The organism is Pontibacter ruber, from assembly GCF_023630205.1.
In the GTDB taxonomy this organism is placed as follows: Bacteria; Bacteroidota; Bacteroidia; order Cytophagales; family Hymenobacteraceae; genus Pontibacter; species Pontibacter ruber.
Genome location: NZ_JALPRR010000003.1, coordinates 844,145 through 860,208, shown reverse-complemented (window position 1 = coordinate 860,208; position 16,064 = coordinate 844,145). Strand labels below are relative to the sequence as shown.

The following is a 16,064-nucleotide window of genomic DNA, read 5'->3' as shown; positions in this document are numbered from 1 at the left end:
CCCGTAGTAGGTATAAATTTCTGATCGACATGATGAAAACTATACTTCACACCACCCTTACCTGCCTGATTGCAGCAGGGTTGTACGGTTGCAGCAGCGGCCTTTTCACTGCAAAAGCGCCTGTTGAACTGAAGCAGGCATGGGCCAGCGACATCACCTTGCGCACGCCCGAATCCGTGCTGCACGACAAGCAGCGTAACGTGCTTTATGTGAGCAACATCAACAGCAGCAACAAGGAAAAGAAAGACGGAGACGGCTTTATTTCCAAGCTTTCGCCGGACGGAAAAATTGAGAACCTCTACTGGGTATCCGGTTTGAACGATCCGAAAGGGATGGCCCTGCACAACAACGTGCTGTACGTAGCCGATCTGGACGAAATTGTTGCCATTGCCGTGGAAACGGGCGCTGTTCTGGGCAAGTATAAAGCCGACAAAGCAGAAGTGCTGAACGATGTGACTGTCGATGGCGAGGGCAATGTGTATGTCTCCGACTCGGGCAAAAAACGCATCTACCACCTCCGCAACGGCCGCGTAACCACTTGGCTTGATAATACCCGACGCGAAACTCCTAACGGCCTGCTTTATGATAAGGATCGTCTGCTTATAGCTTTTATGAGCAGTGGCAATGTGCGTCGCATCAATACAGAAAACAAAAATTTTTCGGACTGGGCTGACCACATCAAGTATGCGGATGGCATTGCAAGCACCGGCAACGGCGGCTATTTCGTATCCGGATGGGAAGGCGAAGTATACTACCTGAACGAGGAAGGACGCAAATGGAAAGTACTTGACACCAAAGGCAAAAAAGTAAATGCCGCCGACATCAGCTACTCCGAAGAACAAAAACTGCTGTACGTGCCCACCTTCCATGATAACCGCGTGGTTGCCTATACGGTCAGTTTCTAAGTGGATCATAATTAAAACGAAGGCAGCAATACCCGGAAGTATAGCTGCCTTCGTTTTATCTAAGCAGTATAAAGTATACTGCTGATACCTCCCAGCAACAATGGAACAGCTGCATATACTAAATGGCGATGCCTCCCTGCCCGCTTTTAAAGCAGCCGGCATTGCAGGCCAGGTGCTGGTATGGCGTGAAATTCTGGTAGATGGTCCTGTATCGTATGCCTTACCGGAAGCCGGATTCTGGCAGCAGCGCCTTCAGCACATCACCTCTACATTCCGGGAAACACCCGAAGGATACAGACAGAAAGTACTCGAAGAGCTGCAAAAGCTGGAGCAGACGCCCAAAACCACTGAAATAGTATTGTGGTTTGATGCGGACCTCACCTGCCAGGTAAACCAGCTCTACCTGTTAAGCAAGCTGCAACAGTTAGAGTTTAAGAAAATATTCATGTGCCATGTGGAGGCAAGTGAATCGATTGGCCTGCTGCGGCCCGATAAACTAACGCAAGTATACCAGAAGCGTTTGCAGCTCCACCCAGAGCAACTCCAGCAGGCGCAGGAGTTATGGAAACTTTATGCTGGTGCCGATCCGCTGTTGCTGCAGCAGTACCTGACTGAAAAAACCATACTTCTTCCTTTCCTCAAAAATGCCCTGCATTTACATCTCCAACGTTTTCCTGATTGCCGTACCGGCCTGGGTTATCCGCAGCAGCTTTTACTACAGTTAATTCAGGATGGCGCAGCTACAGAGATGGAACTGATGCAGGCCTTCTGGCACCAGAAGCCCGGCTACGGTTTCGGCGACTGGCAGCTGCAGGTCATCCTTAGCCAACTGCAGCCCCAACTTGTAACTAAAGGCGAACCTTTACAACTAACCGAGTATGGGCGGGAAGTGCTGCAGCAGACGAAAAAGGCTGAACTATCGTTACCTGCAGAGCAATGGCTGGGCGGCGTTAACCTGAATGGCACCGGTATGTTCTGCTACAACAGGCAAGCGGGAAAATTACAGGCAACACACGGCTAGCTGTGTAACAACAAGCTGCAACTTACCATTTAACTTTATTATACTGAGCAGCTTAAATAATTTTAAAGACAAAAACTGTTGCGTTTATAAAAATTGGCCTCAAAAATGCAGTAGCAGATTTACACTTATACTTTTAACTGAGAAGAGTTTATGGAGACGACAAAAAAGTATGCACTGCACACTGCTCTTACCCTTTCGTTGGCTGCTTTTACCTTTTTTGCCAATGCGCAGAACACCAAAGACAACGTCGCTTCGCAGCAGCGGGAGCATGTGCTGATCGCTGCAGATACAGCAACAAACCTGGAGACACTTTCAGGTATCAACCTGAAGCCAACTAAAAAGGGAACCTTTCAGCTGGACTTCTCCCAGGTGCTGAAAGAAAACGCCATGCTTGAGATCACCAATACTGCCGGACAGATGGTGTACAACAAGCCCATAGCTGCGGCCAAGAGCGACAAGGCCTGGCGTTTCGACGTTGGTAAATTGCGGCCGGATACGTACCTGATTGAAGTGAAAACCTCCGACACTACCTACTGGACCAAATTCAAGATCGGCAGATAAAACAAACAAAAGCTATCATAAGCCAGTGGCTTTGCCTGATTTTGCGCAAAGCCACTGGTTTTCTACTTTATACCTGGCTCCACTGCTGCACTACATGGTACAACAAGGCGGCTCCCAGCTTAGCCGTGCGGTTATCAATATCCAGCTTGGGGTTAAGCTCCACTACATCAAGCGTCAGTAATTTGCCGCTCCCGATGATCTCCTGGAGCAACAGCATGACCATGTCCGGATGTACGCCTAACGCCGCAGGGGCACTTACACCCGGTGCATAAGCTGCCGCAAAAACATCCATGTCGATACTCACATACAACACATCCACCTGATCCATAAATTGCTGCAGGCGCTCGCGCAGTGCGTCAAAATTGTACACCTGCATGGCCGGCGCGAAAACGTAATCTGCACCGCAGGCTTCGGCTGTATTAAAAAGCTTTTGTGTATTGCTGGCTTGTTGTATGCCCAGGCACAGGTAGTTGAAGGCTGCACCATCAGCTGCCAGATCATCTGCTATTTGCAGGAAAGGCGTACCCGAGCTACTTTGCTGTGTATAGCTTCGCAAATCGAAATGGGCATCGAAGTTGATGATACCCAACCGCTGCCCAGCCGGAAGCGCCTGTTTTATACCCAGGAAATGTCCATAAGCCGTCTCGTGCCCGCCCCCGAGTATGATGGTTTTGTAGGTATTGGAGAGCAATGCCTGTACTTTCCTGCCCAGTTGCTTTTGCGCCTCTTCCAGGTTCTGGTTGGTACAGTAAACATCGCCGGCATCAAACAACATCACCTCGTCGTCCAGATGCCACGCAAATGAGGCCATGGCCTGCCGCAGGGCTGCAGGGCCTTCTACCGCTCCTTCCCTGCCCTGGTTGCGGCGCACGCCTTCGTCGCAGCAAAATCCAAGGAAAGCAATCGGCTGGGCTGCATCAGCGGGTTCAACTGCCTCAGTAAGGTTAAGCAGGTTTATGCCCTGGTGCCAGCGTTTACCTTCTTCGCCGTCATGCACATCTACACGTCCTTTCCAGGATCCGGCCACGGTGGGTTTATACATTTGATTGTTAGTTGCTGATTATTAGTTTTGGTTATCTGAGTAAGTAGTTGTCTCCTTTAGAAAGAGACAAGCAATTACGACCAATAGCGAATGCATTATACTTGCTCTCCATGCTTCCAAACTATAGCTGGCTTCAGCTTTCCCTGGAAGTATAAAATCTCTTTGTAGTTGTTTATCGGGAAAGCGATCATATCTGCTACCATACCTTTTGCCAGCCTCCCCCGGTCCGAAAGATTCAATGCACGTGCGGCACGAGTCGTAATGGCAGCAAGGGTTTCGGCTGTCGTTAACTTTTCTGCGGCGCCAAGTATGGCCGCCTGCAGCAACAGATCGCCCATCGGGGCAGAACCCGGGTTCCAGTCGGTAGCTATGGCTAGGCAAAGGCCACCGTCCAGCATCCTGCGGGCAGGCGCATAATGCATGCCTAAACCTAAGGACGCCCCTGGCAATACGGTAGCTATCACACCTGCTTCTTTTAATAAAGTGATCTCTTCATCGCCACTGGCCTCCAGGTGATCGGCACTTACAGCCCCCACTTCTGCAGCTACTTTACTCCCATCGGTACTGAACTGATCGGCATGTACTGTGATATCAAAGCCAAGCTCCTTTGCAGCCAGCAGGTACTCCAGTGCTTCTTCTTCGTTAAAAGCGGTATCTTCAATAAAGATATCTACACGGTTTGCCAGTTCCAGCTCTTTTACCTGTGGCAGCAGCTCTGTGAGAATACACTGCAGGTATACCTGCGAATCGGTAAACTCCGGCGGACGCATGTGAGCGGCCAGGCAGGTGGGCACCAGGTCGAGGGCGTGGTGCTTGTTCACTAAGCTGATCGCTTCAAGCATTTTCAGCTCATCCTCCACTGTCAGGCCATAGCCGCTTTTTACTTCGCAGGTTGTAACACCCTCGCGCAAATGCCGGTCGCAGCGTTTCCTGAGCAGATCGACCAGTTCTACAGCCGTTGCTTCGCGTGTTTTGCGCACGCTATCCAGTATACCGCCGCCACTGCGGGCAATTTCTAAGTATGATTTTCCGGCCACGCGCATGGCGTAGTCGTTGGCGCGGGAGCCGGCAAAACAAATATGCGTATGCGCATCGATCAGCCCCGGCAGCAGCACCATCGGCTGTTCTATCTTTTGTAGTTTGTACCCTCCGTCCTGAGCTACCTGCAATAGTGTATTATAATCGCCTACCTGCGTAATAGCTCCGTTCAGCACCATCACACCGGCATTTTCCAGTACCTGCAGGGCTTCGTCAGGTATAGGTCCGTTCTCAGGCAGACCGGCCATGGTCACCACCTGGCTGAAGGGACCAATCAGCGTATGATCAGTTTCTCTAGGTTTCATAGTTTCAGTCGGTTAAGGCAAGTTAAAGGCATTTCATAGTACCATTATAGAGAAAAAAGATGGAAGTATAAACCTGCTATACTTCCATCTTTTATAACCATAGCTATAGGATCTAGAGTTTCAGTCCGAACTTCTCGGCATTCTCCTGAGCTGTTTCGTAGCCGGCATCGGCATGGCGGAAAATACCCATAGCCGGGTCGTTGTGCAGCACGCGGCGCAGACAGCGCTCAGCACGGTCGGTGCCATCGGCCAGTATTACCATACCGGCATGCTGCGAATAGCCAATGCCTACCCCGCCCCCGTGGTGGAACGATACCCAGGTAGCACCACCGGCTGTGTTCGACATCAGGTTCAGCAATGGCCAATCCGATACAGCGTCCGAGCCATCTTTCATTCCTTCGGTCTCACGGTACGGCGAAGCCACAGAACCGCAGTCGAGGTGGTCGCGACCAATTACGATCGGCGCTTTGACTTTGCCATCGCGTACGAGCTGGTTGAACAGCAAGCCTGCTTTTTCGCGCTCGCCCATGCCCAGCCAGCAGATACGGCACGGCAATCCCTGGAAAGCTACCTTCTCTTCGGCCTGCTCCAGCCAGTTTATCATGTGTTTGTTCTCCGGGAAGAGCTCTTTCAGCGCCTCATCGGTCACGCGGATATCCTCCGGATCGCCTGACAAAGCTGCCCAGCGGAAAGGACCTTTACCCTCACAGAACAGCGGACGCATATACTCCGGAACAAAACCCGGTATGTTGAAGGCATTCGGTTCGCCTCCCTGCTGCGCAAACTCACGCAGGTTGTTGCCATAATCGAAGGTGCGGCTGCCACGGCGCTGCAGCTCCAGCATAAAGCCCACATGGCGGGCCATACTTGTTAAGGAACGCGCTTTATATTCCTGCGGATCGCTTTCGCGCAATGCTTTTGCTTCTTCCAGCGTCAGGCCGTTTGGTACATAGCCGTTGATCGGGTCGTGGGCAGAGGTTTGGTCGGTTAGGATCTCCGGTGTGATGTTGTCTTGTATCAGGCGTTCCAGCACATCGCCGATGTCGCCTACCAAACCAATCGAGATCGCCTCGCCTTTCTCCTTGGCCTCCAGTGCCCAGCGCTTTGCCTCTTCGTAGTCGTAGGTCATTTTGTCGATGTAACGGGTGTCGAGGCGCTTTTTGATGCGCTCCGGATCCACGTCAACACCCAGGAAGGTTGCACCGGCAATGGTAGCAGCCAGTGGCTGCGCGCCTCCCATACCGCCTAAGCCACCTGTTACCAGCAGCTTGTGGCGCAGGTCGCCGTTAAAGTGGATTCTGCCGCAGGCAGCAAAGGTCTCGTACGTTCCCTGAAGTATACCCTGCGTACCGATGTAGATCCAGCTGCCGGCGGTCATCTGTCCATACATCATCAGGCCGCGCGCGCGCAGTTCGTTAAAGTGCTCCCAGGTTGCCCAATGCGGCACCAGGTTAGAGTTGGCGATAAGCACACGCGGCGCTTCGGCATGCGTGCGCACTTTGCCTACCGGCTTACCCGATTGCACCAGCAAACTCTCGTCTTCCTCCAGGTTCAGCAGCACTTCAATGATTTTGCGGGCATCTTCCGGGGTGCGGGCAGCCTGCCCGATGCCACCGTACACCACCAGACGCTTCGGATCTTCGGCCACTTCATCGGTCAGGTTGTTGAGGAACATGCGCAGGGCAGCCTCTGACTGCCAGTTTTTAGCATGTAACTCCGTTCCGCGGGGCGGAATGTAAACCGGGTGGTTGGCGTATTTCTCGATGAATTCGCTCACGGATAGTTTAGAGCGAACGGCAGTTGCGGTTTCTGGTGTGCTATTCATAGTTTGTTTTATCGTATAATCCTGTTCAATATTCCTAAAAATAAAGGAAAAAGGATAGGAAAATCATGCATAATTTAGCCTGCTGACTTTTCCGCCAGATCCACTTCTAAAGTATAAACGCTATGTTCCACCTGCCCATTACATCCCTCAAAGCTCAGTTTGGCGACATCGATATTTACCTGTTCGACCAGCTCCTGAAAGGCCGGATACAGAAAGGCATGAAACTGCTGGACGCCGGCTGTGGCTATGGTCGGAACATACAATACCTAATGCAGGCGGAAATAAAAGTATACGGGGTCGATGCCTCAACAGAAGCTATAGATCGGGTGCAACAGTTAGCTAAAGAACTTGCTCCAACCCTACCAGCACGCAACTTTGTGCAAGCCGATCTCGAGCAACTGCCTTTTGCTGACGAGGAGTTTGACGTGGTGCTTTGCAGCGCGGTGTTGCATTTTGCCCGAAGCGAATTCCATTTTAGAAGTATGGTGCAGGAGCTGTGGCGGGTACTGAAACCAGGCGGCATGTTGTTCTGCCGCTTCAGCACCACTATTGGCCTGGAAGGAAAACTTCAACAGTTGGAGGGACGATTTTACCGGATGTCGCACGGCCCGGTCTGGTTCCTGGCAGATGAAGCGTTGATTTTGGATCTGGAGCAACAGTTGGGTGCAGAAAGGCTGGAGCCGCTCAAAACGGTGCTGGTAGAGCAGGAACGAAGTATGACGACGTGGGTAGTGAGGAAGTAACCATATTCTGCTCTTTTAAGGCAGAAGATGGTTTTAACACTTTAATTGTCTTTTGCTTCGTTGCTGACTCTTGTACTTTATGCCAGCAAGACTTTGCTATTGTAGCTGCCTGTCTTCCTTAGTCTTACTTGCCTATAGTTTCATTTTATACTTTGGTGCGCTCACGGCCGCGGGGCCTCGTCCTCGGGCATCGCGCTGTCTAGCTTTCCTTTGCTACCCTTCGGTCGCAATGCCCTAACGGGCACCGGAAACCCAGAAGGCGCTCAACCCAAGGACTGGAAACGACACTGCTTAGCTGACGGCTATGCAACTGAAACCAAGTCCCCCTTTGAAGGGGGCAGGGAGAGGTCACCTTCTCTCATTCAGTAAACTCATCGACTTAACCAGGTTGATGAACTCGATCCGGTAACCTTCTTCGTCTTTGCCGCGGGCGCCTTTTGCCAGTTCCAGTACCATTGGGAAGGAAGCGTTGCCTTTGAATTCGGAGTCGCGGAGCAGCATGCCGCAGGCGGCAACGGCTGCCGAGAAACGGAAGTTATCAGAGGTTTTATCAGCAGCTACAGCTTTGTCCGAAACAGTAGTAGTTATGAGCTTACTCGTGTTGCCATCCGGTGCTTTGTAGCGCAGCTTCATCGTGAGTATTTCGTTTGTGTTTTTAGCCTTTGCCTCGAGTTGTGTTTTCTGGTATTTCAGCTCGTCTACTTTGCCGGCCTGCGTAGCTGAGTTAGCGCCAACAGGCACGATCTCGTAGAGTGCTGTTACGGTATGACCTGCTCCCATGTCACCTGCATCTTTTTTATCGTTGTTAAAATCTTTGTCTTCCAGAGCACGGTTTTCGTAGCCGATCAGGCGGTAGGCTTTCACTTTGGCCGGGTTAAACTCCAATTGCAGCTTCACGTCTTTGGCGATGGTGAAGAGCGTGCCGCCGAACTCGTTCACAAACACTTTCTTCGCCTCCAGAATATTGTCAACATAGGCATAGTTGCCGTTGCCTTTGTTAGCCAGCTGCTCCATGCGCGAGTCTTTCAGGTTGCCCGAACCAAAACCCAGCACTGTCAGGAAAACGCCCGTCTCCCGCTTCTCCTCTATCAGCCGCTGCAGTTCGCTGTCGCTGCTCACGCCCACGTTAAAGTCTCCGTCAGAGGCAAGTATAACGCGGTTGTTACCGCCTTTTACAAAATTCTCCCGAGCCACTTTGTAGGCCAGTTTTATTCCTTCACCACCCGCTGTTGAACCTCCAGCTTCCAGGTTATCGATCGCCTGCAGAATCTTCGGCTTGTCTTTGCCAGAAGTAGCGGGCAACACCAACCCGGCCGCACCGGCATACACCACAATGGCTACTTTGTCCTGGGGGCGCAACTGGTCTACCAGCAGTTTAAAACCTGCTTTCACCAAGGGCAATTTATCGGGCGAGCTCATGGAACCGGATACATCAAGCAGATACACCAGGTTGGAAGCAGGCAGGTTATCCGTTGCAATGTTCTTGCCCTGTAGGCCGATGTGCAGCAACTGGTTCTCTTTGTTCCAGGGACATTCCGACAGTTCAGTGCTCACTGAAAAAGGGGCATCGCCGGTAGGCTGCGGGTAATCATAGCTAAAGTAGTTGATCATTTCTTCTATTCTAACTGCATCTACCGGCGGCTTCGCGCCCTGGTTCAGGAAGCGGCGCACGTTGCTATAAGATGCATTGTCCACGTCGATGGAGAAAGTAGAAAGCGGTGTTTTCTGCGCATCCTGAAAGGTACTTTCTTTGATGTAGTTATAGTTCTCGGTGTTATGCTGCGGCATCACCTCCATATCATAAGCTATAGCAGGGGGAGCATATAGTGCCATTTCTGTTACGATTTGCTCGCTCTTTCTGCTGCTCCGGACTCCTGCCACTTTGCCTGCCAGCCCCCGCTGCGTACTATTCCTGGTCACAACCACCTCCTCTAAGGTTCTCAGGTCCTGCACCAGCTTCACATCCAGCTGTTTCTTCTTCCCTACTTTTACCTCTTTGGAAGTATAACCGATGTATCGGAACACCAGGATCGTGTTGTTGTCGGGCACGCTGATGCTGTACTTGCCCTGTTGGTCGGTGCTGGTGCCTGTAGTGGTACCTTTCAGCAGCACCGTTACCCCGGGTAGCACATTTCCGGTGCTGGCATCGGTAACGGTTCCGGAAATCATGCGTCCCTGGGCAGACGTGTGGAGCCCCATCAGCAGCAGGGCCAGCAGCATGTAGATGTGTTTTTTCATGGCTTTCGTGTTTAGGTTTCTCAGATGATGCCGCCTCCACACAGATTCCATAAAATTTTCAGAAAAATTTTTCTTTTCTTTAGGCAGCCAAGTATAAACCCATGCTGCCTTTCTTCCTCAAGCTCTTCTCCAACGGTAAGCCGCCTCCTGATGATCAGGAGCTGCTGCGCCTGTACAGACAGACTGGCGAGCTGGCGCACCTGGGCGAGTTGTTTCAGCGACACTCCGAAATGGTCTACCTGGTGTGCCTCAAATACCTGAAGGACGAGGACGACAGCAAAGACGCCACCATGCAGCTCTTCGAGCACATTGCCAAGGCCCTGCTGGTGCACGAGGTAAACAACTTCAAAAGCTGGCTGCACATCACAGCCAAAAACCACTGCCTGATGCTGCTGCGCGCCAACAGGAAAAAGCCAAGTATAGCTTTGGAAGATAATACACTTCTCTTTATGGAAAACCCGGAGCCCATGCATCTTACGGAGGCAGAACAGGCAGAAAAAACGGAACAAACCTTGCAACTGGCTTTGCAGGAGCTGCCAGCGGAACAGCGCCAGTGCATCGAGTTGTTTTACCTGCAGCAGAAGAGTTATAAAGAGATAAGTACCCTGACAGGTTGTGATCTAAACAAGGTGAAAAGCTATATCCAGAACGGGAAGCGAAACCTGAAACTATACATGGAGAAACACCATGAGCCAAGATAACCTACACATACTTTGGGATCGCGAAGATCATCCTTCCACGGAACTGCTGCGGCAGTACCAGGAGGACGCCTTGCCCGATGCCCTGAGCCACCAGCTGGAGCGCCACCTGCTGGATTGCGACCTGTGCACGGATGTACTGGAGGGCTTGGTTGTTTCGGATGCGGGTAAAACACGATCGGCCCTGCGGCACATAAATCAGCACATTGCAGCTAGAACAAGAAAGAAAAAGCGCAAGCCTTTGCCCCTGTACTTAACCGACTGGCGTGTGGCAGCGGCCTTATTCCTGGTGCTCTGCTCTACCCTGCTGGTGTTTTATTACAACTACAAGGAGATCAGGCAGCAGGAACAAAGTATAGCTTCTGATTCAGATAGAGTCATTCAGGAATCAATGGACTTGGCGGAGGCACCTGCCGTATCCGCTCCTGAAAGTATGGCCGATGCGGTGCCGGACACGGTAAGACAAACCATAGTTACTACTACACCCCATACTACCCGTCGCAAAAAACTACCTTTTGTACCTCCGCAGATACGGGTTCAGGAACAGGAAGAGATCGTTTCGGATGCTGAGCATCCAGAGAGTGAAGCAGAAATTATACTTCCTGAAACGCCTGCTGTTGCCCAGTCTGCCCCTGTAACAGAAGCAGCAGGATCGATCGCTTTCCAAGACCGAAATGCACTGGTACCGGAAAGCTCTTCTGTTGCCAAAGCCTTAGAAGGCAGAGCAGCTGGCATAAAATTGAAAAGCGCAAACTCGGTTGCCATGAAGCAGGTGCAGGGCCAGGTGCTTTCGTCGGACGGGCGGCCTTTGCCAGGCGTGGCGGTTACCATCAAGGGGACCAGCACGGGCGTAGCCACCGATGCACAAGGGAATTTCACACTTAACCTGCCCATAGAGAAAGCCACACTAGCCTTCAGCTACATCGGGTTCGAACGGGAGGAAAAAACCATTAGCACCGGCACCCAGCACCTGACGGTAAACCTGCAGGAAAACACGAGCTCCTTAAGCGAAGTGGTGGTGACTGGCAATGGCAAACGTACTGCTCCAACCCAGCCTCCGGTAGTAGTAGCTGCCAAACTAGCTGTAAGTGCCAAAGCCTATAGAAAGTACCTGGAAGAAAACATTCGCTATACTTCTGCTTCTGAAAAAGGGCGTGTGGTGGTGCAGGCTACCGTTTCGCCAACAGGCACCCTGCAAAACCTGCAGGTGATCAAGAGCCTCTGCCCTAGCTGCGACGAAGAAGCACTGCGCTTAGTAAGCCAGGGTCCCAGCTGGGAACCTGCCATTAGCAACGGCAAGAAGGTAGAACAGCAGGTGAAAATTGTAGTCCGATTCAACCCTAACAGCAAGAAGTAAGATGCCTGTAAACGTAAAACAAGAATGGGAAGCACTCTGCTCTAAGTATACTTCGGATCTAGCCATTGTCAGGCAACTTTGGGAGGAACTAGCGCAGGCGTATACTTCCACAGGCAGGCACTATCATACATTGGAACACCTGGCCTACATGCTGGAACTTGCTGCTGAGTATAACGACGACTCTCAACAGCATGATCTCCTGCTTTTCGCCATTTTTTACCACGATGTAGTGTACAGCTCTACCCGCTCCGACAACGAGGAGAAAAGCGCTGAATTGTCAGAAAAGCGTCTAACCAAAATAGGTTGTTTGCCGTCTGAAGATATTGTGCTGGTAAAGGAAATGATTCTGGCTACCAAAGCACATCAACTGCATTCTGAAACAATTATTAACCTGCTGCTCGACCTGGACCTGGCTATACTTGGTGCCGTCAAAGCACAGTACGACGCCTACAGCCAGAACGTGCGCAAAGAGTATAGCATTTATCCGGACCTGATCTACAAGCCTGGCCGTAGGAAAGTGCTGCAACACTTCCTGCAGCAATCACACATTTACAAAACCCCTGCCTTTCAGCAACAATTTGAAGAGCAGGCCAGACAGAATTTGCTGCGGGAGCTCGAAAGCCTGAAGTAACGTATAAAAACAGAGCGGCCTCTGCTATTATGGCAGAGGCCGCTCTGTTTTTATACGTTATACTTGCTACAAGCTTGCCATATCGATCACAAACCGGTATTTCACATCGCTGCGCAACATGCGCTCATAAGCCGTGTTGATCTCCTCCATCGGGATTAGCTCGATATCGGACATGATGTTATGCTCGGCACAGAAATCCAGCATTTCCTGTGTTTCCGGAATACCACCGATCATGGAACCGGCCAGGCGCTTGCGGCGCGCGATCAGGCTGAAGCCTGCCACAGTAGATGGCTCCGGCGGTGCACCCAGCAGGATCATCGTGCCGTCGCGCTTCAGCATCGACAAGTATAAATTGTAGTCGTGCGGGGCCGACACCGTATCGATGATGAAGTCGAAGGAGTTGCGCAGTTGCTTCAGGGTAGCCTCGTCTTTGGTTACGGCAAAGTTATGTGCGCCTAGGTCCATGGCATCCTGCTTTTTGTTTGGCGAGGTGCTCAGCACCGTTACATCGGCACCTTTGGCAGCGGCAATCTTAACCGCCATGTGGCCCAAACCACCCAAACCCACGATACCTACGCGGTGTCCCTTACCGATCTTCCACTGCATGATTGGGGAATAGGTGGTTATGCCCGCGCACAGCAGCGGCGCCACACGCGCCAGGTCCAGGTTCTCCGGTACTTTCAGGGTATAGTTTTCGTCTACTACAATTTTAGAAGAGTACCCGCCGTAGGTGATGGTTTTGTTGTCGCGCTCGTAGCTGTTGTAGGTGCCCACGTTGTGTACTTCGCAGTACTGCTCCAGGCCTTCCTTGCAGCTGTCGCACTCGCGGCAGGAGTCTACGAAGCAGCCGACACCGGCCAGGTCACCTTCCTTAAACTTGGTTACTTTGCTACCCACCTGGCTTACCACCCCGACAATTTCGTGGCCCGGCACCAGCGGGTACATGGCCCCGCCCCATTCGTCGCGCACCTGGTGCAGGTCCGAGTGGCAAACGCCACAGTATTTAATATCGATCAGCACATCATGCTCTCCCACCTCGCGGCGCTCGAAATTAAACGGCCCCAGCGGACTGGTAGGATCAAATGCTGCATAAGCTTTAGCTGGTATCATAGTTTCTTTGGTAATATGTTGAATTAAGTTGAACGTGCACTAGGGCGTTTGGTTAACGCTATACTTCCGGCTCGGCATCGGCTGGTGTCGGATCTATACTTGCAATTTAAACGTTGCCTTTGAAAAAGGAAGCAGGCACTCCTTTGGCTCCTGGCTTTACGGCAAATATACCTCCGCTTCCGGGATATTGCTGCAGTTGTTTCTCGTCAAGCCCTTCCCGGGCCGTGGTGATGTAGAGCGTATCCAGATCCTCTCCTCCGAAAGCACAGGAAGTAGTTTGCGGGGCCGGCACGGTTACTTTTGTAAGAAGTTCGCTGGTTTCCGGGTCCCAGCAGCCAACCGCTCCCCCCTTGTGCAGCGCAATCCAAAGCTTGTCTTCCGCATCAATGGTCATGCCATCGGGCGAGCCCTCCGACTTCGGCACCTCGATCACGACGCGGCCGTTGCTTATCATTCCTGTCTCGTTGTTGTAATCAAAAGCCTGCACCTGCTGGGTGCGGGTGTCGGTAAAGTACATTTGCTTTTTATCCTTCGTCCACACAATGCCATTCGCAATGGTTAAATTATCCAGCACCTGTTCTATTCTTTTATCAGCTTCCATCCGGTAAAGTACGGCGGCGCCTTTCCGGGTATCCAGCGCCATGGTGCCTACCCAGAACCTGCCGGCAGGGTCGCATTTGCCGTCGTTAAAGCGAATGTCTTTTTCCTTGATCGGGTTTGTAATAAAGGTAAGATCACCGGTAGTGGTATCGATCTTATGAATACCGTTCTGCAGCGCCACCAGCGCTCCGCCACCCGCCACAGGTACTACGGTGCCGATTCGCTCCCTCACCGTCAACTCTTTGTCTTCTTTTGTCGGAGGATTGAAAATGTGGAGCTTTCTGCCTTCAATGTCAATCCAGTACAGCACCTTTTCGGATGGGTGCCACAGAGCGCCCTCGCCCAGGGTTGCTTTGGCATCGAGTACAAGTGTTGCTTCGATAGTTCGCGGTGTATGGCTCATAAGTTGCGTGGTATACTTATAGTTTTTTAACCTGGATATTACGGAACCATACTTCGTCGCGGTGGTCCTGCAGCACGATCTTACCCAATCGGAAAGTGCCGAAATCAGGATAATCCCTGAACTTACTGTGCGCAATCAAATTTTTCCAGTGCTCATCCCACAGGGTAGTGGTGAGGATATTCTCTCCGTTCTGGTAAAACTGTAGCCTGCCCTTATCGCAGATGATTTCTGTCTGGTTCCATTCGCCTGCCGGATTTGCGTTGTCCGGAGCACCTGCCAGCAGGTCATACAGATCGCCCGCTTTTCGGTTTGGTATTTTAGCGTCCGGATGGCGTTCGTTGTCGAGCAGTTGCATTTCAGGCCCTGTCTTCCAGCTGCGGTCATACTTATCGGGCTGGTCCTGCACGTAAAAAAGTATGCCGCTGTTGCCGCCCGGGGCAACTTTCCACTCCAGCTTCAGATGGAAGTCTTCAAAGCTCTCATCTGTTACCAGGTCCCCGCTGTCTTCGCCATACGCTTTGGAATCGGCCGCAAGATGAAGCACACCATATTCTACTTTCCAGGCACTTGCCACTGTTTTCCGGCCATAGCTGTGCCAACCTGTGGTAGTCTTTCCATCGAAAAGAGCCACCCATTCGTTCCCTGCTTTAGCAGGCGCTTGTTTTTGATCTTTGTCTGTATTCAACGTATAAGCTATTGGTGCTGACACTAAACAAACAAGGCAGCGTTTGCTGCCTTGTTACTCATTATTTTCTCAGTGAAAGCACGTATCTGGCCATTTCCTCCGCGTCTTCCTTTTTCAGGTCCGGGTGCGGCGACATAGGCACCTGGCCCCATACACCGGCACCACCTTTAATGATTTTACCTGCCAGGTAGTCGATGTTCTTGTCGTTAAACTCGTATTTCTGAGCTACTTCAACATAAGACGGACCTACTACCCGCTGATCATCCTTATGGCAAGTCAGGCAATCCGACATGGCGATGAGTTTTTCTCCTTTTTCATACTTTCCGGCCAAGGCTTCTTTACCAGCAGCTGCGCCTCCGGCAGTTGCTCCTGTTTCAGCAGTATCGCTTTTGGCTACAGCTGTATTATCCTTGGGTGCAGGCGTAGCAGGTGTAGCAGGGGCAGGTCTTGCAGCGGCAGTGGCCGTAGTATCCGGCTGATAATCATCTTCGTAGTATTTGTCGTACTCCGATTTTTTTTCACTACATGCCGTTAGTACTGCGCAGGCGGTAAGTACAGTCAGTATCTTTTTCATTGTTATACTTTGGTTTGATGAACATCTGTGCTTTAGAACGATAAAACAGTATGTACTGACTATATCTTTTTAGGTTTCTTTCGACAGGTACTTCGGTGGGGGCTCTGTTTTATTGCTAACGTATGAACCCACCCCTGCACCCCTCCCGGGAGGGGAATTTACGTCTTTGCCTCCTTGTAAGTATAAGTTTCATCGTTGCTATTGTCCAACCACCCCTAACCCCTCCTTGTCTAAGGCGGGGAGTTCTGTTGTTGATATACTTCAAGTATAAGTTTCATAGCTGCTGCAGGTCATCCCCCTACCCCCTTCAAAGGGGGACTTGGCTATA

15 protein-coding genes are annotated in these 16,064 nt (G+C 51.4%); 7 read left to right on the top strand and 8 right to left on the bottom strand.

The features are described 5' to 3' along the window. Positions 1-29 precede the first annotated feature (29 nt). The 3 genes from MJ611_RS15530 (at position 30) to MJ611_RS15520 (ending at position 2,487) form a co-directional block, all read left to right on the top strand. Positions 30-905, top strand: a complete 876-nt coding sequence (locus tag MJ611_RS15530; protein ID WP_250430979.1) for an SMP-30/gluconolactonase/LRE family protein — start codon at positions 30-32, stop codon at positions 903-905. Between the two features lie 100 nt (positions 906-1,005). Continuing rightward, positions 1,006-1,926 (top strand): DUF1835 domain-containing protein, encoded by a 921-nt coding sequence (locus MJ611_RS15525; protein ID WP_250430978.1) that lies wholly within the window; start codon positions 1,006-1,008, stop codon positions 1,924-1,926. 150 nt (positions 1,927-2,076) lie between these two features. Continuing rightward, positions 2,077-2,487 (top strand): T9SS type A sorting domain-containing protein, encoded by a 411-nt coding sequence (locus MJ611_RS15520; protein ID WP_250430976.1) that lies wholly within the window; start codon positions 2,077-2,079, stop codon positions 2,485-2,487. A 67-nt stretch (positions 2,488-2,554) separates the two neighbouring features. Here the strand turns inward: MJ611_RS15520 and hutG are convergent, their stop codons facing one another. The 3 genes from hutG to hutU form a co-directional block, all read right to left on the bottom strand. After that, positions 2,555-3,529 carry a formimidoylglutamase gene (gene hutG / locus MJ611_RS15515; protein WP_250430974.1) on the bottom strand — a complete coding sequence of 325 codons (975 nt, stop codon included), beginning with the start codon at positions 3,527-3,529 and terminating at the stop codon, positions 2,555-2,557. Between the two features lie 95 nt (positions 3,530-3,624). Continuing rightward, positions 3,625-4,872 (bottom strand): imidazolonepropionase, encoded by a 1,248-nt coding sequence (hutI, locus tag MJ611_RS15510; protein WP_250430972.1) that lies wholly within the window; start codon positions 4,870-4,872, stop codon positions 3,625-3,627. A 112-nt stretch (positions 4,873-4,984) separates the two neighbouring features. Beyond that, positions 4,985-6,697: a urocanate hydratase gene (gene hutU, locus MJ611_RS15505; protein WP_250430970.1), complete on the bottom strand. Its 1,713-nt coding sequence runs from the start codon at positions 6,695-6,697 to the stop codon at positions 4,985-4,987. 122 nt (positions 6,698-6,819) lie between these two features. On the opposite strand from hutU, the gene MJ611_RS15500 reads away from it, so the two are divergent. After that, entirely contained in the window at positions 6,820-7,440 is a 621-nt protein-coding gene (locus MJ611_RS15500; protein ID WP_250430968.1) for a class I SAM-dependent methyltransferase, read from the top strand. Between the two features lie 348 nt (positions 7,441-7,788). Here the strand turns inward: MJ611_RS15500 and MJ611_RS15495 are convergent, their stop codons facing one another. After that, positions 7,789-9,678, bottom strand: a complete 1,890-nt coding sequence (locus MJ611_RS15495) for a vWA domain-containing protein (RefSeq protein WP_250430966.1) — start codon at positions 9,676-9,678, stop codon at positions 7,789-7,791. Positions 9,679-9,779: 101 nt separating this feature from the next. Between MJ611_RS15495 and MJ611_RS15490 the strand changes: the two genes are divergently transcribed. Genes MJ611_RS15490 through MJ611_RS15480 form a run of 3 tightly spaced genes read left to right on the top strand, consistent with a single transcriptional unit; the run spans position 9,780 to position 12,364 of the window. Continuing rightward, positions 9,780-10,379 carry an RNA polymerase sigma factor gene (locus tag MJ611_RS15490; RefSeq protein ID WP_250430965.1) on the top strand — a complete coding sequence of 200 codons (600 nt, stop codon included), beginning with the start codon at positions 9,780-9,782 and terminating at the stop codon, positions 10,377-10,379. Continuing rightward, positions 10,366-11,733 carry an energy transducer TonB gene (locus tag MJ611_RS15485; RefSeq protein ID WP_250430963.1) on the top strand — a complete coding sequence of 456 codons (1,368 nt, stop codon included), beginning with the start codon at positions 10,366-10,368 and terminating at the stop codon, positions 11,731-11,733. The genes MJ611_RS15490 and MJ611_RS15485 overlap by 14 nt, the downstream gene beginning before the upstream one ends. 1 nt (position 11,734) lies before the next feature. Next, positions 11,735-12,364 (top strand): HD domain-containing protein, encoded by a 630-nt coding sequence (locus tag MJ611_RS15480; RefSeq protein WP_250430961.1) that lies wholly within the window; start codon positions 11,735-11,737, stop codon positions 12,362-12,364. Between the two features lie 66 nt (positions 12,365-12,430). Here MJ611_RS15480 and MJ611_RS15475 read toward each other — a convergent pair whose 3' ends face one another. The 4 genes from MJ611_RS15475 to MJ611_RS15460 all read right to left on the bottom strand — a co-directional run bounded on the left by MJ611_RS15475 (position 12,431) and on the right by MJ611_RS15460 (position 15,736). Continuing rightward, positions 12,431-13,474: an NAD(P)-dependent alcohol dehydrogenase gene (locus MJ611_RS15475; RefSeq protein WP_250430959.1), complete on the bottom strand. Its 1,044-nt coding sequence runs from the start codon at positions 13,472-13,474 to the stop codon at positions 12,431-12,433. Positions 13,475-13,580: 106 nt separating this feature from the next. Continuing rightward, complete coding sequence (locus MJ611_RS15470; protein WP_250430958.1) at positions 13,581-14,477, bottom strand: SMP-30/gluconolactonase/LRE family protein; 897 nt, start codon at positions 14,475-14,477, stop codon at positions 13,581-13,583. A 16-nt stretch (positions 14,478-14,493) separates the two neighbouring features. Then, positions 14,494-15,162, bottom strand: coding sequence for a 3-keto-disaccharide hydrolase (locus tag MJ611_RS15465; RefSeq protein WP_250430956.1), 669 nt, complete (start codon positions 15,160-15,162; stop codon positions 14,494-14,496). Positions 15,163-15,223: 61 nt separating this feature from the next. Beyond that, entirely contained in the window at positions 15,224-15,736 is a 513-nt protein-coding gene (locus tag MJ611_RS15460; protein ID WP_250430954.1) for a c-type cytochrome, read from the bottom strand. Positions 15,737-16,064: the final 328 nt, after the last annotated feature.